The organism is Amycolatopsis sp. NPDC058986 (assembly GCF_042741125.1).
In the GTDB taxonomy this organism is placed as follows: domain Bacteria; phylum Actinomycetota; class Actinomycetes; order Mycobacteriales; family Pseudonocardiaceae; genus Amycolatopsis.
This window is the reverse complement of sequence record NZ_JBHYJW010000006.1, coordinates 88,332-112,645: the sequence shown is the minus strand read 5'-3', so window position 1 is coordinate 112,645 and position 24,314 is coordinate 88,332. Positions and strand designations below refer to the sequence as shown.

Below are 24,314 nucleotides of genomic sequence, written 5' to 3'. Positions count from 1 at the left end.
GGGGGGGCGGCGCCGGTCGGTGAGCCCGCCCGGGTTGGGTCAACCGCGCTCCCCCCCGGGGGTCCCCACCGCGCCGGCACGCTGATGCCCGGCCGGAACCTGGCTCTCCGCATACAAAGTCACGCGTTCCGGACGCACGATCGTCACCTCTCCCGGCGTGAAGCGCAGCGCGTTGGACTCGCCGATGAACTGCGCGACGAAGAGCGTTTCCGGCCGCTCGTAAAGATCTTCCGGGGTGCCGACCTGTTCGACGCGGCCCTCGTTGAAGACCGTGATCCGATCCGAAAGCGTCAGCGCCTCCTGCTGGTCGTGGGTCACGAACAGGAACGTCATGCCGAGCTGCCGGTGCATCCGCGCGATCTCCCGCTGGAGCTGGTCGCGGAGCTTCTTGTCCAGCGCTCCCAGCGGTTCGTCCATCAGCAGCGCCCTCGGCTCGTAGACCACGGCGCGGGCGAGCGCCACCCGCTGCTGCTGCCCGCCGGAGAGCTGACGGGGAAAGCGGTCACCGACCGCGGACAACCCGACCATCTCCAGCGCGTCGGCTACCCGCTGCTCGATCTCGGCACGCGGCCGTCCGCGGCGGGCAAGTCCAAACGCGACATTGCGGGACACGGTCATGTGCGGGAAAAGCGCGTACTGCTGGAAAACGACGCCGAGGTCGCGCCGGTGCGGTTTGAGCCGCGAGATCTCACGGCCGTCGACGGTGATCGACCCGGCGGTGAGCGGGGTGAACCCGGCGATCATCGACAGCATCGTGGTCTTCCCGGAACCGGACGGTCCCAGGAAGGTCATGAACTCGCCGTCGGCGATGTGCAACGAGACGTCGTCCACCGCCGGACGGTCGACGCCGGGATAGGCCTTGGTCACGTGCGCGGTGGTGATCCCGCTGCGTTCATCAAAGCGGCGTTCGTCGAAACGGTGATCGTCAGTCATGGTGGCTCCGTCGGCGAAGGAACTGGGGCACGAGCAACAGGACCGTCGTGAACACGACGATGAGACTGGACGCGGCGGCGATGGTCGGGTCGATCTCCAGCACGATCGACTCGTACATCTTCACCGGCAGCGTCTTGATGTCCGGTGTCTGCAGGAAGAGGGCGATGACCACCTCGTCGAACGAAGTGGCGAAGGCGAACACGAAACCGGACATCACGCCGGGCGCGACGAGCGGCAGGACCACCTTCCGCAACGTCGTGAACCGGTTGGCGCCGAGGCTGGCGGCCGCCCGCTCCATGACGGGGTCGTAGCCGGCGAGGCTGGTCTGCACGGAGGTGATCACGAACGGCACGCCGAGCACCGTGTGGGCCAGCACGAACCCGAGCATCGTGCCGTTCAGCTGCCACCGCAGGAAAACACCGTAGACGGCGACCGCCACGACGATCCCCGGCAGGATCATCGGCGCCATCAGCAGCTGCCGGACGGCCCCGCGGCCGCGGAAGCGGGCCCGGTCGAGCCCGAACGCCGCTGCGACGCCGAGCACGGTCGCGAGCGCGGCCGCCAGCAGCGCCACCTGGACGGAGTTGGCCAGCGACCCCAGCCACTGCTTGCTGCCGAAGAACTCGCCGTACCACCGGAGCGACCAGCCGTCCGGCGGGAACTGGAAGGTCGAGCCCGCGCCGAAGCTCATCGGGATGACCACGAGCGTCGGCGCGATCAGGACGAACCCCACGAGCACGACCCAGATCCGCAGTCCCACACCGAGTGTGCGTTCCTTGCGGGCGACGCGGGTGACGGAGTCAGCCACGGTCCGCACCTCCCGTCATGCTGCTGCCGAGCGGCGCGGCGATCCGGCTGATCACCGCGAGCACGATCAGCGTGAGCACGAGCAGGATCGCGCCCAGCGCGCCGGCGCCCGCGAAATCGAGCAGATCGTTGACCCGGGTACCGATCACCTGCGCGGCCAAAGCCTGCTGGGGCGTGCCGAGCAGCGCCGGGGTGAGGTAGAAGCCCAGCGACATGATGAACACCACCGAAACCCCTGCGAGCACACCGGGCATCGACAGCGGCAGGTACACCCGCAGGAACGCGACGGGTCCGCGTGCGCCGAGGCTTCTCGCCGCGTGCAGGAGACTGCGGTCGATGCCCAGCATGGTGTTCTGCAGCGGCAGCACCATGAACGGCAGCATCACCTGCACCATCGCGACGGTCACCCCCGCCACCGAACCGAGCAGGCTCACGCCATGAATCCCGACGGCGCCGAAGAGCTTTTCGATCACCCCGCCCCGCTGTTCCAGTACGTACCAGGCGAAGTTGCGGGCCATGACGCTGGTCCAGAACGGCATCAGCACCAGCAGCGTCAGCAGACCGCGGGCCCGCCTGCCCACGCGGCTCATCGCGTAGGCGTAGGGATAGGCGATGACCAGCGTCGCGGCGGTGATGATCAACGCCGTCCGCAGGGTCCGGAGCACGACGCGGATCTGCACCTTGTCGCCGAGCACGGCCAGGTAGTTGGCCAGGCCGAAGTCCGGCTCGGAGAAGCTGCGCCACAGGATCACGGCCAGCGGGTAGCAGAAGAACACCAGCAGGACCGCCGCCGCGGGGAACAACAGCCAGGACGCGGCGACGCGGCGAGTCGCTCTTCCCGGTACCACGGCGGTCATCCGGTTTTCCAGTCCGACCAGGTCTTCACGACCCTGGTCCGGTTGGCCGCCCACCACTTCACATCGCTGAGCACGCGCAGGTCCTCCTTGTCGTCCCCCCAGATGTCCAGAGCACGGGCGATTTCCGGGTAGCGGGGTTTCGCCGCGGAGTTCGCGGGACCCACCCCGGCCCGCTCGGCGAACGCCGCCGATTGCGCGGGCTCGGCGGCGTAGCGGATCAGCTGCTTTGCCTCCTCCGCCCGGCGGGATCCCTTGGGTACCACCAAAACATCCCAGGTGACCGGGATCGGCACGCCGGAGACCACCTTCCAGTTGGTGGCCCCGGTCTTCAGCAGTGAATAGGCGCGGGCACTGACGATGAGCGCCAGATCCGCCTGTCCCCCGGCCATGCGCTGCTGCTGATCGCCGTAGGTGTCGCTGATCGACAGCTCGGGCCGGATGCGGTCGTACATCGCCAGCGCGCGCGGCACGTCGAGCGGATAGAGCCGGTCCTTCGGGACGCCATCGGCGAGCAGCGCCGCCTCCAGCGTGCCGACGCTCGGGTCGTTTCCGTAGATGATCCGCCGCCCGGGAAACTTGGCGGGGTCGAAGAAATCGGCCAGCCGGGAAGGCGGGTGATCGCCGTAGACGTTCGCGTTGTACATCAGCGTCATGCCGAAGAACGCGTCCGGGATGCCGCAGGGCGTCAGCGTGTCCCGGGGGAACGCCGCGGCCAGCGGTCCCATGTCGACCGGCTCGACCAGGGTGCCGCACGACTGGGCCGCCGACGACGCCTCGGTGTCGACGACGTCCCAGGTGACCTTGCCCGCCTCGACCATCGCCTTGAGCTTGGCCATGCTGGACGGGCCGTCGATCGTGACCGTGGTGCCGGTCTTCTCCGTGTACGGGTTCAACCAGGCCGAGCGCTGGCCCGCCTGGTAGGCGCCCTGGCCGTAGGAGACGAAAACGAGGGAGTTCGCGCCGCCCTCGGAGACGGCGCATCCGGCGGCCAGGAGGATCGTCGCCGCGGACAACAGCGTTGGTATCCGGCGTCGCACGATGCCTCCTCAGCCCGCGGCGGCCGCGACGTGACGGCACAGGACGTCGGCGAGGGTGTCGAGCTGCTCCTCGGTGATCACCAGCGGCGGCGAGAGCACGATGCTGGCGCCCGACGCGCGCACCACGACGCCGTCCGCGCGGCAGCCGGACTGGACGGACGCGGTGGGCACGCCGTCGAACTCGATGCCGTGCATCAGTCCGACCCCGCGCACCTCGCGCACGTGCGGGAGTTTCGTGAGCGGGTCGAGCCGTTCCCGAAGACGCGCGCCGAGGACGCGGGCGCGCTCGGGGAGGTTTTCCCGCTCGATGATGTCGATGTTGGCCAGCGCCACCGCCGCTCCGACCGGATGGCCGTTGTAGGTGAACCCGTGCAGGAACGTGGCGCCGTCGGCCAGGTCCAGCACCCGGCGCCCGATCAGCACCGCGCCCATCGGGATGTAGCCGCTCGTGATGCCCTTCGCGAGCACGATCATGTCGGGTTCGATGCCGAAGTGGTCGCTGCCGAACCAGTGCCCGGTCCGGCCGAAGGCGGTCACGATCTCGTCGACGATGAGCAGGATTCCGTGCCTCCGCAACACTTCCTGCACTCGTGGCCAGTAGCCCTCCGGCGGCGGGACCATACCGCCGACGCCGAGGACGGGTTCGCCGATGAACGCGGCGATGCGGTGCGGTCCGATCTCCTCGATGCGCCGTTCCAGCTCGGCGACGAGGACGCCGGTGGCGTCCGGGCCGTGCTCGATACTGTGCGGTTTGCCCAGCCATTCGACGTCCGGCAGCAGCGGGCCGAACCCCGCTCGCAAGCCGTCGATGCCCGTCGCGGCAAGGGAACCGCCGCCCATGCCGTGGTAGCCGCCGGTGCGGGCGAGGATCACCGTGCGCTCCGGCGAACCGGTGTGGTGGTGGGCGAGACGGGCGAGCTTGATCGCGGTCTCGTTGCCTTCGGAACCGCCGTTGGTGAGGAAAACGCGTTCGAGCCCTTCGGGTGCGAGCTTCAGCAGCCGGTCGGCGAGCCGGATCGCCGGGGCGTTGGAATAGTCCCCGAAGGACGAGAAGAACTCCAGCCTGCCGATCTGTTCGGCGGCGACGGTGGCGAGTTCGGCGCGCCCGTGCCCGACGGGGCACTGCCACAGACCGCAGGTGCCGTCGATGTACTGGCGGCCGTCAGTGTCCCAGAGCAGGGCGCCTTCGCCACGGTCGAGGATGAGCGGTTCGGCGGGCGAGCCGATCACGGTGTGCGGGTGTACCAGGGTTTTCCGGTCCAGTTCGGACAGCTCCGTTGTGGACAGTGTGCTGGTCATCGAGGTCCTTTCCGATGTGGACGGTTCGGAAGCGGGCGGTTCAGAAACGCAGCGCGACGGCCTTGGCCTCGGTGTAGGCCTCGATGCCCTCACTGCCGCCTTCGCGTTCCTGGCCGGAGTTCTTCTGCCCGCCGAACGGGAGTTCCGGACGGACCGGGGCGGGGTCGTTCACGCCGATCACGCCGAAGTCGAGCCGTTCGAGGACACGCCAGATGCGCCGGAGGTCGGAGCCGAACACGTACGCGGCCAAGCCGTATTCCGTCGCGTTGGCGAGAGCGACGGCTTCTTCGTCGTCCGAGAACGTCGACACGGCCAGCGCGGGACCGAACGTCTCTTCCTGGGCGATCAGCATGTCGGGAGTGACGTCGACGAGGACGGTCGGCTGGAAGAAATGGCCTCGCAGAGCCGAATCCTCGGGCTCCCAACGGCTTCCGCCGACGAGTACCCGGGCGCCCTTCTCGACGGCGTCGGCGACCTGACGCTCAACCTTCGCGAGCCCTGCCTCATCGATCAACGGTCCTATCGCGACGCCGTCGGTGTCCCCGCGGCCGAGCCGTAGTGCCGCCGTCTTCTTTTCGATCAACGCCAGAAGGTCGTCGCGGACGCTCTCGTGCACGTACAGCCGGTTCACCGCGGTGCAGCTCTGACCGGCATTGAAGAACTTCGCGGTCACGACACCGGCTGCGGCGGCTTCGAGATCGGCGTCCCCGAAGACGATCGCCGGGGAATGGCCGCCCATCTCCAGCGACGTCCGGCGCAGCACGGAACCGGTGCGGCGCAACAGTCCCAGTCCGACCTCCGTCGACCCGGTGAAGCTCACCTTCCGCAACCGGCGGTCGGCGAGCAGGGCGTCGGCCAGTTCCCCGGGCCGGGTCGTGGTCAGCGACTGGAGGACACCCGCGGGCAGGCCGGTCTCCTGCAGGATCCGAAGAAGCGCCGTGGCGATGAGCGGCGTCTGCTCGGCGGGTTTCGCGATCACCGGGCAGCCCGCCGCCAGCGCGAGCCCCACCTTGCGGATGAGCATGCTGGCCGGGAAGTTCCACGGCGTGATGGCCAGTACCGGGCCCACCGGGCTGCGCAGCACCAGTCCGGGACCCGCCGCGTTCGCCGGGGTCACCCGCCCGTTGGCGCGGCGGCCCTCCTCCGCGGCCCACTCCAGCATGCGCGCGGCACCCGCCAGCTCGCCCGCCGCTTCGGCCAGCGGCTTTCCGTTCTCCTGGCTGAGCAAGCGGGCAAGTTCGTCACGACCGGCGCGGATGGCGGCCGCCCCGGCACGCAGGTAGCCGCCGCGCGTCTCCGGATCCGTGTCGGCCCACCCGCGGAAGGCCGCGGAGGCCGCGTCGATGGCGGAACGAGCGTGCTCGGGGCCGGCGTCCGAGGCCTGGCCGATCACCTCGAGACTCGCGGGGTCGACAACGTCGAAAGCCGAGGGCGCGGCAGCCCAGCTCCCCTCGATCAGCAGGGTCGCGACAGCGGTGTCTGACATCGGAACGCCTTTCACAGCGGAGATTCGGGCCGTGGTGGCCGGGGAACGCGATCGGGTGCGCTGGAGCGTGGCACCTCGATGCGCCGAGTCTGAACTCAAGTGTTGATGAAGTCAACACCCAGGCCGCGGCGAATTCGTCTCGTTACCCGGGGTTTTCCGTTGCAGTACAAGGAAATGATCAATGCCCCCGTGTCGACAGTGGACACGCGGGTCATTGGCGAACAGCGGCGGCGAGAGGTCAGGTGTCCACGATGGACGTTTTCGCGGCGCCGCTCGCCTTCAGCAGCGCGCGCAGCGCGTCGAGTGCCGCACCGGGGTCGGCCCCGGGGTCGGCGACCTGATGCAGGAACATCCCGTCGAGCGCGTAGTAGACGAGCGAAGTGAGCCCGTCGCCCGGCGGGGCCCCGATGGAGGCGAGATCCTTCGCCACCGCGCCGAAGTAGCTCTCGTACAGCCGTTGCACCCCCGGCCGCAGCTCCGCCCGGCCGGCCGACTCGACGACCAGCCGGTACTGGAAGATCTGGATGTCGGCGCTCTCGGCGAAGCGCTTCCGCACGTCCGGCCCGCCCGCGAAGATCCCCGCCCGCGCGCCGAGGAGACCGTTTTCGGCGCTCTCCTCGAGTACCCAGTCGAGCGACGAGCGCAGCAGGTCGTCGATGGACGAGAAGTGATGCTGCACCGCGCCCGTGGTGACCCCGGCCGCACCGGCGACCGCGCGATAGGTCAGCCCGCGGATCCCTTCGCGCGCGACGACTTCGACGGCGGCGCGCTGCAGCGCGCGCTTCATCTCCGCGGGCGCTCGCTGCCCCTTCCGGCTCGCCATGCGGTCTCCTTCCGCGCACCCCCGGACGCGCTTACATTACAAATGTAATGAACAAGAGTCAACCAGCGTTGGAGGCGGGAGTGCCGAAGGACGCCTTCGGTGCACGCAATACACTGAAGCACTTCGGTACCCCACCGGCAGCCGTGCCCGCTGCGCGATCGTGCCTGATCCCTGCCGCATGTGATCGCCTGGCCCCGTTCATCGGGGCTGCCGCCGAGCCGTCGATGCGCCCCACCACGTGCTGGCGCCGGGCACCGGATTCGATCCTCGTCAGGATCGGTATGTCGCCCCCGATACGGCCACCGTGCGGCCGGTGACCGGCCGCCTCGACGGTGACGTCCCCGGCGACGTGATCAGTGCCTGACCGGCCAGGCACGACACCACAACCGCCGATCCCGACCCGCTGCCCGCGGAGCGTCGTGCATCGTCAACTCCCTGCGCCGTCAGCAGCCGGCGATGATGCTCAGCACCCCTGCAGGGAGCCCCTCGCTGATTGCCTGCCGGTCACGGCAGTTCTTCCTGGGTGCCGAAGGGGCTGTCGATGACGAGGCGCCAGTATCCGTCGGTACCTCGCTGGGCGACATCCGTCGCCGTGCCGGAGAGATCGACGGTTTCACCATTGGGTGCGGTGCCGCGCAGGGACCAGTTGGTGATGAGGAGAGCGATGTCGCCTGCGACGTAGGCGTGCCGGAGCCGAATGTCGATGGGAAGCCGGAAGTCGAGGAAGCCCTGGTTGGCGGCGAGCAGGTCGTTACCGGCGACCGGGTGATCGTGGCTGGGCACGAGTACCGCGGATGCACTGTAGAAGCTGGCGACACGCTCGGCGTCACCGCTATTGAAAGCATCCATGAACGCCGCCGGCAGCTTTTCCGCCTCGGTCGGCAGGACTGTGCGCACGGGGTCAGCATCGGGAGAGGCCATAGCGCCGACTTTACAAGCGACTACGCGAATGTCGCACGCCGACGGGAAGGATCCCCGCTTCACGGTGATTGGCGGCGAGCAGAACTCATAGTGTCCTATATGCACTGTTCGGCGAGCGCGCAGCTGATCAGGACTACGGCTTCCCACTCGGGTGGTGGCATCCGCCAACCCGGAGACCCCAAGCCCGCACACCCGGAGATCATGAAGGGACCACCACGTTGCCCGTCGTGGGCCCGCCGGAAACAGGTGATCCACCAAGAGAACACGTTCCAGATCCACCGCGCGGAGCGATCAATAGCGACGGCGACTAAACGTCCGGAAATGCCGAGAAGCGGGCGTGGGAATTGATCCTCGTCGCCGCTGCCCGCGTGGAAGGTTCTCCGGTCAGGTCGGCCGGCTGTGTCACCTGCTCGGACGACAGCGCGCCTCGCAGACTAGCCTGCGCACGTCGCCTTCACGCCTGGGATCAGGCAACAGATAGCGCGGGATCTTGTCCACCCCGTGCCCGCGTTCGCCCTGGTCGGCGGATTCCATTGGCAGCCCAATGACCTCGCTGCGCCGTCATGCTCGGCCCCATCGCGAGCCGAAGGTAAAGCGCTGTGCGGACTCTCCGTCCCGGGCAAGAGCCTCGAGTCTGGCTACGCCGTCCGACCAGCGGGGCACCGAGCCGTCCTCGACGTTCCAGAGAACATGCCCCGGCCAGGACCCCTTCAGGAACCAGTCGTACCTGAGTTTCAGAGCCTCGCGGTGCAATCCTCTGTAGACGAACAGACGTGCGCTCTCGACGTCCTGCCACAGGCTCAATGTCGCGATGTGGACGTGCGGATCGTGACCCGCCAAGCCCGGAAGACCCAGGGGTAGCACGTAGGATCCCCAGCGCCCGAAATCTTCTGCGGGTGCGTGTACCGCGTCTCCGTCATAGTCGTCCTCGGCTCGGCCGAGGAACCCCTGGGCGTGGTCGCCGGCACTGTAGATCTCGTCGCCCCGGCTGGAGAGGTCGTCCAGCGCGGCCGGCTCCATGGCGGGGTCGAGCAGGCCGAATGTGTAAAGCGCAATGTTGCTCACGGGAACTGCTTTCTATTTTTTTTGGACGGGCATTTCAAGCCCGAGGCGGCCCGTCGAGGGTGGGGACGGCCGATGACATGACGGTCGGCGTGCGGGCCCCGCAGCAGGCGCGCAGCCGCGAGACGAAGGCCAAGCTCCTCGCCGCGACCGAGGACCTGCTCATCGAAGGCGGCGCCGACGCGGTCACCATGGGCGCGGTCGCTGCCCGCGCCGAGGTCTCCGTCGGCACGGTTTACCGCCGCTTCGAGAACAGGGAACTGCTCCTGCGCGCCGTCAAGGACCGCATGCTCGCCCGGTTCGGGGACCGGCTCACCGCTCGACTCCGGGACCCGCTGGCCGATCTGGAGTCGGTGATCAATGCCTGCACCGCTGCGGTTGTGGACTGGATGGCCGAGAGCGGACGCCTCCTGCCGGAGATCTTCGGGGTTCGCCTGCGGCCCGTCCCGGACCAGCGCGCCGAGGGCCTGGCCGCCCTGCGGCGGTTGCTGGTCGAGGCAGCCGCACCACACCGGGAAGCGGTCCGGCTCCCAGACGCGGACGCGGAGCTGGGGTTCATCAGCCGTATCATCACCGCCTCGGCGATGCACCGCGCGCTCAGTATCGAGGCGGCTCCGGACGGGATGACCTGGGAGCAGTGGCGCATCCGGACTGCGCTCATGGCGGTGGCCTACCTGACCACCGACCGATCGTCGGCCCCGGACCCACCGTGACGACACCCAGGTCGGCTCCCCGACACCCCGGCCCACCGCGCAGGTCCCCTGTCGATCAGCCCGCGAACGAGTCCAGCAGTTAGCGGACAGGGGTAGCACAACACGCGCCAAGGGGGTATGTCGGCGGACGCGCGAAGATCACGACGACCGTTGACAACCCACTATTCCCCGCAACTCGTTATATACAGCCAAAGCTCACCACACCGAACACCTGCCGGCCCACCCCGAAAAGCGATTAGCCTAAGCCCGCCATCAGCACGACAGTGAGAACGGAGCCCGAACGGAACCCGGAGCGCGATCCGACAGGTCACGCCCAGGTCACAACAACGGGAGAATCCTCGAGCAGGGCCTGATATATCAGGGTGGGCCGGGTCGGGCTCGAACCGACGGCCAAGGGATTATGAGTCCCCTGCTCTAACCAACTGAGCTACCGGCCCCTCGACGGGACACCGCGCAGCATTAGCTTTCGCACAGATGCCCCAGTTCGTTTCAAGCTATCACAGCCGATGACCGGTCCCGAGGCGGCAGGTGACACACGTCGGGTCGACTGTCCCACACCCCGAACTTCGCACCTCGGGACGGGGCAGACATCTGATCTATTGCCGCTTAATCCCGGTGATCAGGACGATCGCCCGCACTAGATCCCGGACAGTAATCCGATGTATTTTGGCGATCCGCGCCGCACCACGTCAACACGAGGGAGAAGTCCATGGGGCAGCCCCGTCCGCACCTGTTCCACCGCGGTCACGTCGTGCTGTGGGCGGCGGTACTCGCGCTGATCGCCGCGGGTGGCGTCGTCGCGCTGACGCGGACGTCCGCGTCCGGCACGCCGGCGATCGCGCGCGCCGCCGCGTCCGCGTCCTTCACACATCCGGGCGTGTCCGACACCAAGCAGAGTCTCGATTTCGTCCGCCGGAAGATCGACGCCGACGCCGAACCGTGGAAGTCCGCTTTCGCGCAGATGAAGGCCAGCCCGCTGGCCTCGCTGAGCCGCACGCCGAAACCGATCGCGGATGTGCAGTGCGGGCCCAGTTCGAAGCCGGACATCGGCTGCACCGACGAACGGACCGACGCCCTCGCGGCCTACACGGACGCGCTGATGGCATACCTCACCGGCAACGAGGCCTACGCCGCCAAAGCGGTCGAGCTCATGGACGCGTGGGCCGCCACGATCACGAAGCATTCGCTGAGCAACGCGCCCCTGCAGACCGGCTGGGCCGGGGTCTCCTGGGCACGCGCCGGCGAACTCGTCCGCGCGACCTCGACGGCCTGGCCCGCGGCGAAACAGGCCCAGTTCGCCACGATGCTGCGCAAGGTCTACCTCCCGGCGCTGTTGAAAGGCTCGCACGCCAACGGGAACTGGGAACTGATCATGACCGACGCCGCCGTCGGGATCTCGGTGTTCCTCGACGACCGCGCCTCCTACGACAAGGCCGTGAACACCTGGCGGGGCCGCGTCCCCGCGTACGTCTACGTCAGCTCGGACGGCGCGCTCCCCAAGGCGGCTCCCGGCATGCCCGACGACCGGGACGCGCTGGTCAAGTACTGGCACGGGCAGACGAAGTTCGTCGACGGCCTCGCCCAGGAGACGTGCCGCGACTTCGGGCACACCGGCTGGGGCCTGGTCGCGGCGAGCCACGTCGCCGAGACGGCGAAGCTGCAGGGCGGGCCCGATCTGTTCGGCGAGATGCGCGATCGCCTGGTGGCGGCGCTGGAGTTCCACGCCGGGTACGACCTCGGCGCGGCCGTGCCGTCCTGGCTGTGCGGCGGCAAGGTGAAGAAGGGGCTGGGGCCGGTTCTCGAAACCGCCTACAACCGCTACCACAACCAGCTCGGCGTCCCGATGCCGCAGACGTCCGCGCTGCTGGCCCGCACCCGGCCCGCCGGGACCGACAACCACTTCCTCGCCTGGGAGACCCTCACCCACGGGGACAACCCGGCTGCCTGAGCCGGGTGGCGCCGCAGGTCAGCGGACATCCATTCACACTTCTGGGTGAATCGATGTCCCAGGCGTCATCCGGGCGCCGCCCCGCCCCTCTCTGATGCCGTGGTGGTACTCCGGTCAGGCAGCCCCCCGACTGGCCGGGGTACCACCATCGACATCCGGCGGCCGGACCCGTACAGCGAAACGGGCCCCGGCCGCGAAGCCGGGGCCCGTCCCACCGGACGTCACGCGGAGGCGCCCGCCTTCTTCCGGGAAGCCCGCTTGCGCGGCGCCTTCACCGGCTCTGGCTCGGCCTCCGCCCGCTCGAACGCCTCGACGACCTCGCGCGGGATTCGTCCGCGCTCCGACACCTCGTAGCCGTTGTCCAGCGCCCACGCCCGGATCGCGCGGGAGCGCTCCCGGTCGGCCTGCGAAACGGGAGCCGGCGCCGCGGTCGCGGCCGCGACCGACTGGCCGGCGGCCAGCCGGACCTTCCGGCCGCCCACGCGCCGCGAAGCCGCCAGGAACGGGGCCAGCCCCTCGCGCAGGCTTTCGGCGTTGTCGTCCGACAGGTCGATCTCGTACTGCACACCGTCCAAACTGAACGGAACGGTCTGGCTGGCCTCGCCACCGTCGATGTCGTCCATCATCTGGACAAGAACCTTCTGCGCCATGGTTACTTCCTTCGAGCTGGAACCCGCCCGGACTCGTACAGCCCGGAACACGCCGCGCAGCCTAACCTCTCGGGTGCCCCGGCACCGCGCGCCGGGCCCGGGCGCGTCCGTTCGGCCTATGTCCGGTGTGGACAGTCGGGGGCCGGGGTGAACCGATGACGGCGCCACGCCGTAGTTACTCTCGGGGCCGCGATGCCGCACGGGACGGTGCCGGGGCCCGGCCGATATCGCCGCGTGGAGGGAAGGTGCGGTCTTGCCGTCGTCTCGTTTTCTCCGCGTGCCCGGCCGAGGACGCCTTCCTCGGGCCGAAGAGCTGGCCACGGCGTCGGCCTTCGTACTCGTCCTGTTCGCGCTCCTCGCGCCCAACGAGATCAGCCACCTCACCCCGGCGATGTTCGTGCGTGTCCCGGTCGAAGGACTCGTCGGGATCGCTGTCCTGCTCGTCCTCCCGCCGCGGCCGAGGCGGGAGGTGGCGACCGTGCTGGGCGTCCTGCTCGGGCTGCTGACCCTGGTGAAGATCGTCGACATGGGTTTCTTCGCGGCCCTCGACCGGCCGTTCGACCCGGTCTTCGACTGGACTTTCCTGCGTGGCGGCCTCGATTTCCTCTCCGGCGGTCTCGGTAAACCGGGTGCGATCGCCGCGGCGATCGGCGTGGTGGTGCTCGCGCTCGCCATGGTGGTCCTGGTGACGATGGCGGTGCGACGGCTGAGCCGGGCCGTGGCAGGACGCCGCACCGCGTCGACCCGGGTGCTGGCCGTGCTCGGGGTCGTCTGGATCGTGTGCGATCTGGCCGGGGTGCAGGTCGCGCCCGGCGAACCGGTCGCCGCGCGCAGCGCCGTCGCGCTGGCCTACGACGACCTCCGCCAGGTGCGTACCGATCTCCGGAATCGGCGGCCGCTGGCCGAGGAAGTCCGCGTCGACGCGTTCCGCGACACACCCGGTGACCGGTTGCTCACCGCGCTGCGCGGCAAGGACGTCGTCTTCGCCTTCGTCGAGAGTTACGGACGGGTGGCTCTCGAGGATCCTCGGCTCGCGCCCGGGATCGGCGCCATGCTCGACGACGGCACCGAGCGGCTGCGCGCGGCCGGATTCGGTGCCAGGAGTGCGTTTCTCACCTCGTCGACGACGGGCGGCGGGAGCTGGCTGGCCCATTCGACGCTGCAATCCGGTCTGTGGATCGACAATCAGCAACGCTACGAGCAGCTGCTCGGGACCGACCGGCTCACCTTGACCCGCGCTTTCGGGCGCGCGGGCTGGAAAACGGTCCACGACGTGCCCGCGCACACCCGCGATTGGCCGGAGGGAAGGTTCTACGGCTTCGAGTCGTACTACGACGCCCGCGACGTCGGCTACCGCGGCCCCGGCTTCTCCTACGCCACGATGCCCGACCAGTACACGCTTTCCGCCTTCCAGCGCGCCGAGCGCGCGCCGGGCCACACCCCGGTGATGGCCGAGATCGATCTCGTCTCGAGCCACGCGCCGTGGACTCCCCTGCCCCGGCTCGTCGACTGGAACGCCGTCGGCGACGGCACGGTCTTCGGCCCGATGCCGGCGCAGGGCGAGGCCCCGGAGTCCGTGTGGCCCGATCCCGACCGGGTGCGCGCCGCGTACGGGAAGTCCCTCGGCTACACGCTGAACACCCTGATCTCCTACGTGCGGACCTACGGCGACGACAACCTCGTCCTCGTCCTGCTCGGTGATCACCAGCCGCCGGTGGTCACCGGCGCCGGCGCCGGGCGGGACGTCCCGGTCACCCTCCTCGCCCGGGACCCGGCCGTGCTGGACCGGATCTCGGGCTGGGGCTGGCAGGACGGCCTGAAACCCGCCCCGCGCGCCCCGGTGTGGCAGCTGGACGCGTTCCGCGACCGGTTTCTGACCGCCTTCGGCCGGTGAACGACCAGGTCATCCCGCCGTGCCGCCGGCGCCGGTCTGTGGTGCTCCCACCGGCTTCACCGGGACTTGGGACGTGCCGGTCTTGGGCGGTTTGGCGGTCGTCTTCGGCGGCGCGGGTTTCGTCGTGGCAGGTGGCGAAGTCGGCGGGGTTCCGATGACGGTGAACGTCTTCGAGGCGACCCTGCCGTCGTAGCAGGTGAACGTCGCGGTGTACTTGCCGGGCGTCTTCACGACAGTGCCGTAACCGCCGTGCTTGCCCCAGTTCCCGCCGATCGTCCACTGGAGCGGCGCGGCGAAGCCCGGCGAGGTCACCGGCGTGGTCGGCGCACAGCCGTTGCCCTGGCCGAAGTAGGTCTGCGCGTAGATCTGCCCGCCGGGCTCCACTTCGAGCGGGAGGAGCGTCCACCCGACCTCCCCGGTGGCCGCGGGCGCGGCCGTCGCGAGCTGGGCCGCGCCGATCAGCGCGGCGCCGCACACCCCGGCTACCAGTGTCTTCCGCATGGCGTTCCCCTTTCCTGACCCCCGGAGGGAACACGCCCTTGCCCGCGGCGACGTTGCCGCGCGGATTGATTTTCGCCGTTCTGGGTATACCCCCTGTGCACGCCTCTTCAGCCGAGAGGAACACGTCTCCGGAGAGGAGTACCGCCATGACCGAAGTGGCCGAGGACGTCCTTCCGGGCACGTGGGTACTCGACCTGCGGGACGCGTCGGCTCGCGCGCTGGCCGAAATGCGGGCGTGGGCCTCGCGGCAGCTGACCGGTCTCGGCGAGATCCACCGCGGTGACGTGCTGCTGGTCGCCACCGAACTGGTGGCCAACGCCTTCGAGCACGGCGGTGGGCCGCGGCACATCCAGCTGTGGCGGTCGGTGTCCCCGTGCGCCGTCCGGATCGAGGTCGCCGACCTCACCTACCGGCAGCCGATGATGGCCCTCCCGGTGGCCCGGGATCCGCGCGGGCGCGGCCTGCTCCTGGTCGACCGGCTCGCCGCGGCCTGGGGCGTCGAGCAGGATCCCCACCGCGACGGCAAGACGGTGTGGGCACACGTGCCCTGCTACGGCACCGGCCGCTGCCGCCCGGTCCGCGGCCAACGACGTCATCCCGTGCTGATCGGCCACGATTGACTGTCCACAGTAGAGGATTGGGCGCTCATCGGTTCCCGGGGTGGTTCATCGGCCCTGCCGAGTCGACAGCGGCGCTCGCGGCCGACACCAGCGCCGGTTTGGCACCGCTGTCCCGGGACAGGTTGATGTACAACGCATTCGACTTGATCAGGTACCGGTGCGTCTGCCTGCTGTAGCCGCCGCGGACCGCGCGACTGGTGTCCTTGTTGTCGTCGCAGATCTCGGCTCCGGGCCCGCTGCCAGGGCACATGATGCCCCAGGAGCCGGAATCATAGGCGTCGTAGGCGGTTTTGGCGGTCTGGTCGTTCTTCATCGGGACGACCCACACCATGACCAGCACCTTGCCGGAGCTGTCGCGGTACGTCCCGGCGACGGCCTTGTCGCAGCCGGAGCGGCGCAGGAGATCCCGCACCTCCTGGCTCAGATATTCGGTGACGCAGTTGCGGACGCCGCCGTTCGTCCGGGTATAGCGCACGTTCTTGTCATCGGTGAACGAGTCCGCGAGCAACGCGGACGCCGTCAGCGGAGTGGTGTCGCCCGCTTCGCTGTCGAGATCCGCGGGCTTGGCGCGCGGGGTGGTCCGTTCCCGGGTGGTGGACGTGGTGCGCGACCGCGACGGAGTGGTGCTCGGCGTGGTGCGTTCCGTGGTGGATGGAGTCGCGCTCGTGGAGGAGCTGGTCGACGCCGACTTCCCGAAGAGGTTGGACGCGACATAGCTGACGGCACCCCGCGTGACGAGCAGGACCACCAGGCCCACGACGACGAGACCGGCCACCGCGCTCCCCACAAGAACCGGAGAAGTGGTCTTCGGCGGCGTTTTCGGCGGTTCGGCGATCTCTTCGAACTTCCTGGTCTCGTTGACCGGCTTGTCGAGCTTTTCGGTCCGGTCGGCCGCGCCGCCGAGCTTCTTCGTCGCCGACGCCGTCAGCAGGGCCCGCGCCTCGGTGATGCCCGGCCGCTGCTCGGGGTCCTTGTCCAGCAGCCGGGTGATCAGCGTGGTGAGCACGCCGCCATGTTCGGGCGGTGGGGCCTCCTCCAGCAGGACCGCGGTGAGCGTGGCGGTCGGGGTGCCGCGGCGGAACGGGGAAAGTCCCTCGACCGCCTGATACAGCGTCACCCCGAGGGAGTAGAGATCGCTTTCGGCGAGGCCGTCCTTGCCGTTGAGCCGTTCGGGCGCCATGTACTCGACCGAGCCGATGAGCGTTCCGGTGCCGGTGATCGTGGTGTCGGCGTGGTGCACCGCGATGCCGAAGTCGGCCAGCAGCGTTTCCCCGTCCTCGGCCAGCAGCACGTTCGCGGGTTTGACGTCGCGGTGGACGATCCCGGCGCCGTGTGCCGCTTCGAGGGCGTCGAGCAGATCACCGGCGACCCGGACCGCCTCCTCGGCGGACAGCGGACCGTCGGCGAGGCGTTTCTCCAAGGACCGTCCGGAAACCAGCCGCATCACGATCCACGGGACGTCCTCCTCGACGACGACGTCGTGGACCGCGACGACGTGCGGGTGATCCCGCAGCGCGGCGGCGTTGCGGGCTTCCCGTTCGGCCCTCGCCAGCCGCTCCTGTCGCTCGTCCGCCGTCATCGCCGGGGACAGCCAAACCTCCTTGACCGCGACGTCGGCGCGCAGGACCTCGTCGTGCGCCCGCCACACCCGTCCCATCCCGCCGAAGTCCAGTGTCCCGACGAGCCGGTACCGCCCGCCGATCACCCGGCCCGACCCGGTTTCCTCCGCCATCACCACCCGCTGACGGTAGATCCCGGTCGATGACATCCCGATGACAAACGGATCCCCCCGCTGAACACGCGAGATCTCCGCCTGATCACGCGAGTTACGCCTCCAGTCACGCGAGATCTCCGTCCGGCACCGGCACCCCGGGCAGCCGCACGTCCGCAAACGGCCCGCTCCCTCGGGTGAGTGAGGCCGTTCGGCCGCATTTCCTGGCCGGTTCCGGCCAGGAACCGGGCATACCGCCGAAACGTCGGTAATGAATTCACCTGACGTAGTCAGAATGCGTCGTTCAGCAACGGATGCCCCGGTGACCGGGTCTGGGGGTCGCCGCGAGCGGACCGAAAGGACGATGATCATGTTCGGACACCGACGGAGATGGCAGGCCCTGTTCGGCGCGGCCGCCCTGATCGCGCTCAGTACGACCGGGACGGCCAACGCCGCCGAGCCCACCGGGCCACGGCTGGACCCGAGCGTGGCTCCCGCGCTCGCCGGGCTGATCCGGCAGGCGGATCACCCGATGGGTTCCCAGGTGCGCGCGCACGAGCGCACCGGCTCCGGCCCGCGGCGGGTCACCGCGCCGGCCCTCGGCGTCGAGGACGCCGTCTACGGCATCGACGTCAGCGGCTGGCAGGGCAATGTGGACTGGAACTCCCAGTGGGGCCAGGGAAAGCGCTTCGCCTACGTCAAGGCGACCGAGGGCACCGACTACACGAACCCGTACTTCGCGCAGCAGTACAACGGCTCCTACGACGTCGGGATGATCCGCGGCTCGTACCACTTCGCCCGGCCCGACGTGTCCGGCGGCGCCGCGCAGGCGGACTACTTCGTCGATCACGGTGGCGGCTGGTCGGCCGACGGCAAGACGCTCCCCGGCACCCTCGACATCGAATGGAACCCCAACGGCTCCGCGTGCTACGGCTACAGCCAGTGGGGCATGATCGGCTGGGTCAAGGACTTCAGCGACCAGTACCACAACCGCACCGGGGTCTGGCCGGTCATCTACACGGCGACGTCGTGGTGGTCGCAGTGCACCGGCAACCTGGCGGGCTTCAAGACCACCAACCCGCTCTGGGTGGCGCGCTACGCCGACGGCCCCGGCCAGCTGCCCTTCGACTGGGACATCTGGACCTTCTGGCAGTACAGCGACAGCCCGATCGACCAGGACGTGTTCAACGGCGGCTACGACCGGCTGGTCGCCCTCGCCCTCGGCTGACCCCGCCGGGTCGCTCCCGGTCCGGCGGGCCGGGAGCGACCCTCGCACAGGAAGTTCGTCCTGCGAACTGTAGCGCGCGAAATGTTAGGCTCGCGATGTGGGCAAGAAGAATGACGGCGGCCGAATGGGAGTGGTGACCGCACTGGTGCGGTCGGCCTTCCTGGTGAACGCGGTATATGCCGAGTCGAGCCGGGAACACGGCATCACACCCCAGCAGGGACAGCTACTGTGCGTGCTGATGGCGCAGCCCTACGGCATGAGCGAACTGGGCGCCACGCTGGGACTGGCCAAGTCGAGCCTCACCGGCCTGGTGGACCGCACCGAGCGCAACGGCCTGGTCCGTCGCGAACCGGATCCGGTGGACTCCCGCGCGGTGCGGGTCACCCTCACCACGGAAGGCCGGCGGCTCGCGGAAGAGTTCTACGCCGAAACCTGCCGCCGCGTCGACGAACTGCCGTCGGGGCTCAGCGCCGCCGAGCGCCAGACGCTCGCCGGGCTGCTCGGCCGCGTCGTGCTGGACAACGAGGTCCCGGTCGTCTTCATGGAGCACGGACACTAGGCGGCAACGGCCACACCTTTCGCTTGCAGTTCGCACTACGAACTAATATAGTTCGCAGAACGAACTCAAGAAGGGTCTGACCAATGTCCACTCAGGAAGTCGTGTTCGGTTTCGGCGCGCACAGCGAGGTCGCCGACGGACCGGAACTGGTGCGCATGGCCCAGCAGGCCGACCGGGAACGGCTGGACCTCATCTCGCTCTCGGACCATCCCTTCGCCAACGTCACCAACCTGCCGACCCGTCCCGCGCCGGTGCTCGCACGAACCGTGACGTCGCTGTCGGCGCTTTCCGGCGGCCGTGTCGTACTCGGCATGGGCGCGGGCGGGCTGTGGGACCGGATCACGGCGATGGGCGTTCCGCGCCTTTCCCCCGCCGACGCCGTCGAAGCCTTCGAAGAGGCGTTGGCGTAGACGAAGGAGCAGATCGCCAGCAGGATCGCAACGATGCCCGCGCATCGGCAACCGCGGCGCGGACCGTGGCTGCTCATTTGGCCTTTCCGCGGAGAATCAGGAGGGGGCGCCGGTCGTGCCCGCTGCGGCATAGACTCTTCTGTCGGTCGCTCGGACTAGTGGAGGCGTGACGTGGAGCTGCGACACCTAACCTACTTCCTCGCGCTCGCCGACCTGCGGCACTTCGGTCGGGCGGCTGCGGCGGTCGGCATCCGGCAACCGCCCTTCTCCCAGCAGATCAAACAGCTCGAGGAGGAACTGTGTGTGCGGCTGGTCGATCGCGGGCCGCGTGGCTCCGAACTCACCGCGGCCGGGGAAGTATTCGCCGACCACGCCCGGGCAGTGCTGGACGCCGTTGAACGGAGTCGGCTGGAGACTCGCCGGGTGGCGCGTGGCGAGGTCGGAAAGATCGAAATCGCCGCGCTGACATCGTCGTTCGCCACGGTCCTGCCCCGGGTGTTACGGGCGCTACGGGGCAAGCATCCCGAGGTCGTTGCGCACCCGGTGGAGTATCAGCGCACCGCCGACGCGGTCCAGGCCGTCCTGGACGGCGTGGCCGATGTCGCGTTCGGGCGGCCACCCCTGTCGACCGTTCAAGGTCCGGGCACGTTGCTGGCCATGCCGCTGGGCATGGAGCAGGCCGTCGTGATCATGGCGCGAGACCACGCCTTGGCCGGCGAGAAGTCCGTCCCGATCGCCGCGCTGCGCAACCAGAAATTCATCCTCACTCCGCTGGAGGAACGTTTCCCGCAGTATTTCCACCTGGCTTGCGCCGCGGCCGGGTTCCAGCCCGAGCTCGCGGCGCGAGTACAGGGCGTCCAGGCTGTGGTGGGGATGGTGGCAGCAGGTCAGGGGGTCGCAGTCATTCCCGAGAGCGCCGTGCTGCCGGGACGGCTCGACGTGGTGTTTCGTCCGATCGCGCCCGCGGTGGTGGCTCCGCCGCTGTGCCTGATCTGGCTTGCTCGCGACACCGCTGCCACCACGACCATGTTCTCGGAGCTGGTGCGCCACAGCCTGAAGCTCACCGGCACACCACTGAGCGAGCACGATCTCGACCGTGGCTACCTCGTCGGAATCCAGGCGGGACGCGGTTCTTCGTAAAGGAAAAGTCCGGTTTCATGACCGGCAAGAGGAGAGACACGTGTCAGGCTTCCTCGCGGTCGAGCCATCCGGGAGCGTTGCAGGCACGCAGGACGTCCGCGTTGTGGCGCAATGTCGCGAGCGGGGTTCGCTGCGTCGAAAAGTCCTCGATCGTCACCCACCCCTGATAACCGATCGTGTCGAGGTGGGCCAAGACGCCGAGCACGTCCACTTCGCCTTCGTCGAGCGGGCTCCACACCGGGCGATGCACTCGAACGGGCCCTGGGCCTGCGGAGGGACGGTGTAGGGCGTTTTTCAGATGGACGTGATGCAAGTACGGGCCGAGCAGTTCGGTGCCGATCCGGTGATCTTCATAGCCTTCGACGACCAGGTTGCCGACGTCGTAGATCACCCCGATGTGTGCCGGATCGAAATAGGTGACCAGGCGGTGGACCAGTGCCGCGCTGGAAAACATCGTCTGCTGGTGAATCTCCACGACCAGCCGTATCCCCCTGCGGTGCGCGCGCTGCTCGGCGACGCTGAGGAACTCCAGAAACCTCGCGAACAATTGCCGGTAGCCCGCCCCGTCCGCGCCGAAGCGGGGACCCTGCAGCCGGACCTGGGGAGCATCGGCCGCTTCGGCGACGGCCAAGGCCAGGTCCAGGGTCGTCACATCGCCGACAGCCACGTACGGGTCGACACCGATGACCGCGAGTCCCGCGGCAGCGCTTCGCCGGGCGATCCGTGCGCCTTGTGCCGGATCGTCCAGCGCGATGGTGGTGCGGTTGCCCAGCAGGAACTGCTCGGCCGAACTTCCCGCCGCATGCGGTGCCTCCCCGACCTTCCATTCCAGCCCGGCGTAGCCCGCCGCGGCGGCATGCTCGATCGCTTCGTCCGGGGCGAGAGTGGGCAGTCCGACCGTCGCATAGCCGTAACGCATCACCATCGCCGCCTCAGATGCCTTCGACCACGGCCACCGCGCGTACCGGGCTGCCGGCGGCGCCACGCAACGGCAACGGCAAAGCGGCGAAGTGAAACCGGTGAACGGGGATGGTGTCGACGTGCACGAGGTTCTCCACGACGCCGATGACGTCGGAGTCGGGCAGCCCCAACGCGCTGGGCCGCAGCAAGATGGTGTGCACGTCCGCGGTGGCCGCCGTCGCCGGCGATTCGATCGTGACACAGTCGATCGCCAGGCACCGCACACCTACCGCGCGCAGATGTTCCGCGGCATCGCGGGTCAGCCCGCGGAATGTGGTTGCGTAGCCCGCGGGATCGGACACCGCGTCATCCGACGCACCGGTACGCAGAACCAGGATGTCGCCGCGTTCGATACGGACCCCGGCCTCGTCGGCCGCATCGCGTAGTGCCTGCGCGGACACCGCCCCGGACTCCGTGGCCGCCGTCGTGCAGTCCAGCCAGACAGCCGGGCCCCACGCGGTCTCCAGCGGCACCCGTTCGATAGTCACGGAGTGGGCGGGGTCGACGTGGAAGGGCGCATCCATGTGCGTGCCGGCTTGGTCGCTCAGGATCCATTGGCTCACTTCGAAGGACACCGGAAGGTCCGCGTAGCGGGTGCGACGGCCAGTGCCGAGGAAGTCGGCGTGCTTCATCACCGGCGACAGCGACAGCACCGACCGGCCGTGTGAGGGGTAGGCGGTGATGCCCTCATGCAGTTCCATCGTGAGGTCGATGATCATGGGGTCGCTCCATCGTGAGGTCCGGTGTTCATGAGGAAGCCCGGCGTGCCGTCACACGCAGTGCGCGCGTTTTGAGCACCGACTCCGCGTACTCGTGCTCGGCGACACTGGCGGGTACGACTTTGGCGCCTGCCTGGGTGACGCTTCCACGTGGAGTGGTCCACATCGAGCGGGTGACCGCGGTGGCGTCCACCTCCTCGGCGGTGAACAGGCCGACCAGCCCGGCGAACGGGCCACGGGGGAGCTGTTCCAGTTCGGCGATCAAGGTCTGTGCGGCGGAACGCGGATGACCGACGGTGGCACCGTGCGGGTGCATCGCGAGCACGGCGTCGACCGCGTCGCATTCCGGCGCGAGTTCGGCCTGGGCCTCGGCGAAGAGGTGCCCGAGTCCGAAGAAGACCCGCTGCTCCCGTTCACGGGTCAGCTGCAGGGTGCCTGGGGCGGCAACGTGCGCGAGGTCCTCGACGAGCGCGTCGGCGACCACTTCGTACTCGCCCAGTTCCTTGGGGGAGGGTTGCCAATGGTGTTCCTCGTCCGCGACGGGATGCGTGGCACCGTCGGTCTCGGCGGTGATGTGCCCGTCACTGAGGTGCAGCAGCGGCAACGACGTCGCCCCCCACAGCGCGAACTGGTCGTGCCGGAGGAAGAACATGCGGGTGGAAGGGTTGACCGTCCGGAGCACCCGGTAGCTGTGCATCGGCTCGGCGCGGTGCTCGCTGGCGACGCGGACCGACAGCACCACTCCGCTGGCGCCCCCGCGCTGCTGGAAGGCACGTACGCCGCGGTGTACTGCTCGGCCGAGGTTTGCGTGGTCCACTGGAAGTCCGCCTCGTGCGAGGTGAGGTCGAGTGAGGTCGCGGTTCCCGAGCCGCAGGCGCTGGCCCACTGCTCTGGCGTCCGCTCGGGATCGGGTTCGGTGGACGTGTGCACCACCCGGCCACGACCGGTCCGGTGATCGATCGTGAGGTAGTCGATCAGCCGCATCAGCAGTGCATCGGGAATGCCCGCGTCGCCGTGGACGGTGGAGTGCGGGCCGGGATAGCCGAGGAATGCGAACACGCCGCCGTGCGGCCCGTCCGCGCGAGCAGCCACGGTCGCTGCCCGCAGCGCTGCGGCTGTATCCGTGCCCTGCACGCGTGTGGCGTCGGTGCGCAGCCCGATCCAGGTGGTCAGCGGCTGGCGAGTGAGAGGGTCGATGCGCTCGTAGACGAAGACGGGCAGCTCGGAATCGATGCCGGCCAAGGTGTGCAAGAGCGTGTCCACCCCTCCCTCGGGCAACGTGAATTCGGCGGTACGGGACTGCGGTGCCAAGCGTCCCTTGGGGCTGGTCGAGTGCTTCGTTGACCTGTTCACGATTGCAGTATGTGGGCTGAGGCGACCGCGAACGCCGGGTCATAGGTCAACCCGTACGTTCTGAAAGCCTGGAGATATCGCCCTCGGTTCCATCGTCGTCTTGCTCGAATGGGGGTCGACGTCAGACTCGTGCGGAACGAACAAACCGGGTGACCGCGGTTGCAATCGAGGCGCGGTGGTCAGCGATTCGCCCGGGGGTCGGTGGGATCTGAGCCGTCCGCACGCAGCAGGCCGGTCGGCGTGAGGTACCAGGCCTGGGCGATGGCGTAGATGAAGACCAGCAGGTCGACTGCTGTCAGCGGGGTGCTGTCGAGGCCGGACATCGCAATGGTCTTGGAGACGTAGCTCTCCATCGGCTCGGCGGCGGCTTCCGGGCGTTCGAGGTGGGCTCACATGGTGATGCGCAGGGTTGAGTGCCTGTGTCATATCCCCGAGCGTCGCGAGTCGCAGTGGATGCCGACTCGCGATGACGCGGTATTCACGGGGCGCGAGGCGATGATCGGCCGGGTTCGCTAGCCGGGTGACCAGGGCATTCGCTGTGCCCTGGGCCGCAGGCGGATCAAGAATGCTGGTGTAGCAATGGTTTCTTCTGGCGAGTCCGCTATGGCGTTGCGGGGCCGGTGAGCTGTAGTCTTTGCCACCGTTCGCAGAAAGGCAACCACGCTGGGTCGAGAGTTACCGCA

General features: G+C 68.8%; 24 protein-coding genes and 1 tRNA gene. 8 read left to right on the top strand and 17 right to left on the bottom strand.

The features are described from left to right. Positions 1 to 39 precede the first annotated feature (39 nt). From ACFW0G_RS08075 to ACFW0G_RS08035, 9 genes are all read right to left on the bottom strand, one after another. Positions 40 to 933 (bottom strand): ABC transporter ATP-binding protein, encoded by an 894-nt coding sequence (locus ACFW0G_RS08075; RefSeq protein ID WP_378324128.1) that lies wholly within the window; start codon positions 931 to 933, stop codon positions 40 to 42. Further along, positions 926 to 1,741, bottom strand: a complete 816-nt coding sequence (locus ACFW0G_RS08070; protein ID WP_378324127.1) for an ABC transporter permease — start codon at positions 1,739 to 1,741, stop codon at positions 926 to 928. The genes ACFW0G_RS08075 and ACFW0G_RS08070 overlap by 8 nt, the downstream gene beginning before the upstream one ends. Next, a complete protein-coding gene (locus ACFW0G_RS08065) occupies positions 1,734 to 2,597 on the bottom strand; it encodes an ABC transporter permease (protein WP_378324126.1) in 864 nt (287 codons plus the stop codon). Before ACFW0G_RS08065 ends, ACFW0G_RS08070 begins: the two co-directional genes overlap by 8 nt. Continuing rightward, on the bottom strand, positions 2,594 to 3,634 hold the full coding sequence (locus ACFW0G_RS08060; protein WP_378324125.1) for an extracellular solute-binding protein: 1,041 nt from the start codon (positions 3,632 to 3,634) through the stop codon (positions 2,594 to 2,596). The genes ACFW0G_RS08065 and ACFW0G_RS08060 overlap by 4 nt, the downstream gene beginning before the upstream one ends. A 9-nt stretch (positions 3,635 to 3,643) precedes the next feature. Then, the gene (locus tag ACFW0G_RS08055) at positions 3,644 to 4,933 is read right to left on the bottom strand and encodes an aspartate aminotransferase family protein (RefSeq protein ID WP_378324123.1); all 1,290 of its coding nucleotides are present in this window, start codon (positions 4,931 to 4,933) and stop codon (positions 3,644 to 3,646) included. 40 nt (positions 4,934 to 4,973) lie between these two features. Continuing rightward, positions 4,974 to 6,419: an NAD-dependent succinate-semialdehyde dehydrogenase gene (locus ACFW0G_RS08050; RefSeq protein WP_378324122.1), complete on the bottom strand. Its 1,446-nt coding sequence runs from the start codon at positions 6,417 to 6,419 to the stop codon at positions 4,974 to 4,976. 238 nt (positions 6,420 to 6,657) lie between these two features. Beyond that, positions 6,658 to 7,242 carry a TetR/AcrR family transcriptional regulator gene (locus ACFW0G_RS08045; RefSeq protein ID WP_378324121.1) on the bottom strand — a complete coding sequence of 195 codons (585 nt, stop codon included), beginning with the start codon at positions 7,240 to 7,242 and terminating at the stop codon, positions 6,658 to 6,660. A 504-nt stretch (positions 7,243 to 7,746) separates the two neighbouring features. Further along, the gene (locus ACFW0G_RS08040) at positions 7,747 to 8,163 is read right to left on the bottom strand and encodes a YybH family protein (RefSeq protein WP_378324120.1); all 417 of its coding nucleotides are present in this window, start codon (positions 8,161 to 8,163) and stop codon (positions 7,747 to 7,749) included. 561 nt (positions 8,164 to 8,724) lie between these two features. Continuing rightward, the gene (locus ACFW0G_RS08035; protein WP_378324119.1) at positions 8,725 to 9,228 is read right to left on the bottom strand and encodes a DUF3291 domain-containing protein; all 504 of its coding nucleotides are present in this window, start codon (positions 9,226 to 9,228) and stop codon (positions 8,725 to 8,727) included. 59 nt (positions 9,229 to 9,287) lie between these two features. Between ACFW0G_RS08035 and ACFW0G_RS08030 the strand changes: the two genes are divergently transcribed. Then, the gene (locus ACFW0G_RS08030; protein WP_378324117.1) at positions 9,288 to 9,938 is read left to right on the top strand and encodes a TetR/AcrR family transcriptional regulator; all 651 of its coding nucleotides are present in this window, start codon (positions 9,288 to 9,290) and stop codon (positions 9,936 to 9,938) included. A 363-nt stretch (positions 9,939 to 10,301) separates the two neighbouring features. Here ACFW0G_RS08030 and ACFW0G_RS08025 read toward each other — a convergent pair. Further along, positions 10,302 to 10,375, bottom strand: a tRNA-Ile gene (locus tag ACFW0G_RS08025). Between the two features lie 272 nt (positions 10,376 to 10,647). On the opposite strand from ACFW0G_RS08025, the gene ACFW0G_RS08020 reads away from it, so the two are divergent. Further along, positions 10,648 to 11,886 carry an alginate lyase family protein gene (locus ACFW0G_RS08020; protein ID WP_378324116.1) on the top strand — a complete coding sequence of 413 codons (1,239 nt, stop codon included), beginning with the start codon at positions 10,648 to 10,650 and terminating at the stop codon, positions 11,884 to 11,886. A 221-nt stretch (positions 11,887 to 12,107) separates the two neighbouring features. Here the strand turns inward: ACFW0G_RS08020 and ACFW0G_RS08015 are convergent, their stop codons facing one another. Continuing rightward, positions 12,108 to 12,536 (bottom strand): Lsr2 family protein, encoded by a 429-nt coding sequence (locus ACFW0G_RS08015; RefSeq protein ID WP_378324115.1) that lies wholly within the window; start codon positions 12,534 to 12,536, stop codon positions 12,108 to 12,110. 253 nt (positions 12,537 to 12,789) lie between these two features. On the opposite strand from ACFW0G_RS08015, the gene ACFW0G_RS08010 reads away from it, so the two are divergent. Then, entirely contained in the window at positions 12,790 to 14,430 is a 1,641-nt protein-coding gene (locus ACFW0G_RS08010) for a sulfatase (RefSeq protein WP_378324114.1), read from the top strand. A gap of 9 nt (positions 14,431 to 14,439) precedes the next feature. Here ACFW0G_RS08010 and ACFW0G_RS08005 read toward each other — a convergent pair whose 3' ends face one another. Further along, positions 14,440 to 14,931 (bottom strand): hypothetical protein, encoded by a 492-nt coding sequence (locus tag ACFW0G_RS08005; protein WP_378324112.1) that lies wholly within the window; start codon positions 14,929 to 14,931, stop codon positions 14,440 to 14,442. A 146-nt stretch (positions 14,932 to 15,077) separates the two neighbouring features. On the opposite strand from ACFW0G_RS08005, the gene ACFW0G_RS08000 reads away from it, so the two are divergent. Then, positions 15,078 to 15,551 (top strand): ATP-binding protein, encoded by a 474-nt coding sequence (locus ACFW0G_RS08000; protein ID WP_378324110.1) that lies wholly within the window; start codon positions 15,078 to 15,080, stop codon positions 15,549 to 15,551. A 25-nt stretch (positions 15,552 to 15,576) separates the two neighbouring features. On the opposite strand, the gene ACFW0G_RS07995 is transcribed toward ACFW0G_RS08000, so the two are convergent. Beyond that, the gene (locus ACFW0G_RS07995; protein ID WP_378324269.1) at positions 15,577 to 17,283 is read right to left on the bottom strand and encodes a serine/threonine-protein kinase; all 1,707 of its coding nucleotides are present in this window, start codon (positions 17,281 to 17,283) and stop codon (positions 15,577 to 15,579) included. A 349-nt stretch (positions 17,284 to 17,632) separates the two neighbouring features. Between ACFW0G_RS07995 and ACFW0G_RS07990 the strand changes: the two genes are divergently transcribed. The 4 genes from ACFW0G_RS07990 (at position 17,633) to ACFW0G_RS07975 (ending at position 20,599) form a co-directional block, all read left to right on the top strand. Beyond that, the gene (locus ACFW0G_RS07990) at positions 17,633 to 18,490 is read left to right on the top strand and encodes a lysozyme (RefSeq protein ID WP_378324108.1); all 858 of its coding nucleotides are present in this window, start codon (positions 17,633 to 17,635) and stop codon (positions 18,488 to 18,490) included. Between the two features lie 124 nt (positions 18,491 to 18,614). Next, entirely contained in the window at positions 18,615 to 19,049 is a 435-nt protein-coding gene (locus tag ACFW0G_RS07985; RefSeq protein ID WP_378324268.1) for a MarR family winged helix-turn-helix transcriptional regulator, read from the top strand. Between the two features lie 83 nt (positions 19,050 to 19,132). Beyond that, positions 19,133 to 19,459 carry an LLM class flavin-dependent oxidoreductase gene (locus ACFW0G_RS07980; RefSeq protein ID WP_378324107.1) on the top strand — a complete coding sequence of 109 codons (327 nt, stop codon included), beginning with the start codon at positions 19,133 to 19,135 and terminating at the stop codon, positions 19,457 to 19,459. Between the two features lie 171 nt (positions 19,460 to 19,630). After that, positions 19,631 to 20,599: a LysR family transcriptional regulator gene (locus tag ACFW0G_RS07975; RefSeq protein WP_378324106.1), complete on the top strand. Its 969-nt coding sequence runs from the start codon at positions 19,631 to 19,633 to the stop codon at positions 20,597 to 20,599. 43 nt (positions 20,600 to 20,642) lie between these two features. Here the strand turns inward: ACFW0G_RS07975 and ACFW0G_RS07970 are convergent, their stop codons facing one another. From ACFW0G_RS07970 to ACFW0G_RS07955, 4 genes are all read right to left on the bottom strand, one after another. Further along, on the bottom strand, positions 20,643 to 21,524 hold the full coding sequence (locus tag ACFW0G_RS07970) for a sugar phosphate isomerase/epimerase family protein (protein ID WP_378324105.1): 882 nt from the start codon (positions 21,522 to 21,524) through the stop codon (positions 20,643 to 20,645). Positions 21,525 to 21,531: 7 nt separating this feature from the next. Beyond that, positions 21,532 to 22,278, bottom strand: a complete 747-nt coding sequence (locus ACFW0G_RS07965) for a cyclase family protein (RefSeq protein WP_378324104.1) — start codon at positions 22,276 to 22,278, stop codon at positions 21,532 to 21,534. A 28-nt stretch (positions 22,279 to 22,306) separates the two neighbouring features. Then, on the bottom strand, positions 22,307 to 23,095 hold the full coding sequence (locus ACFW0G_RS07960) for a chorismate-binding protein (protein WP_378324103.1): 789 nt from the start codon (positions 23,093 to 23,095) through the stop codon (positions 22,307 to 22,309). Between the two features lie 715 nt (positions 23,096 to 23,810). Beyond that, a complete protein-coding gene (locus ACFW0G_RS07955) occupies positions 23,811 to 23,984 on the bottom strand; it encodes a hypothetical protein (RefSeq protein WP_378324102.1) in 174 nt (57 codons plus the stop codon). Positions 23,985 to 24,314: the final 330 nt, after the last annotated feature.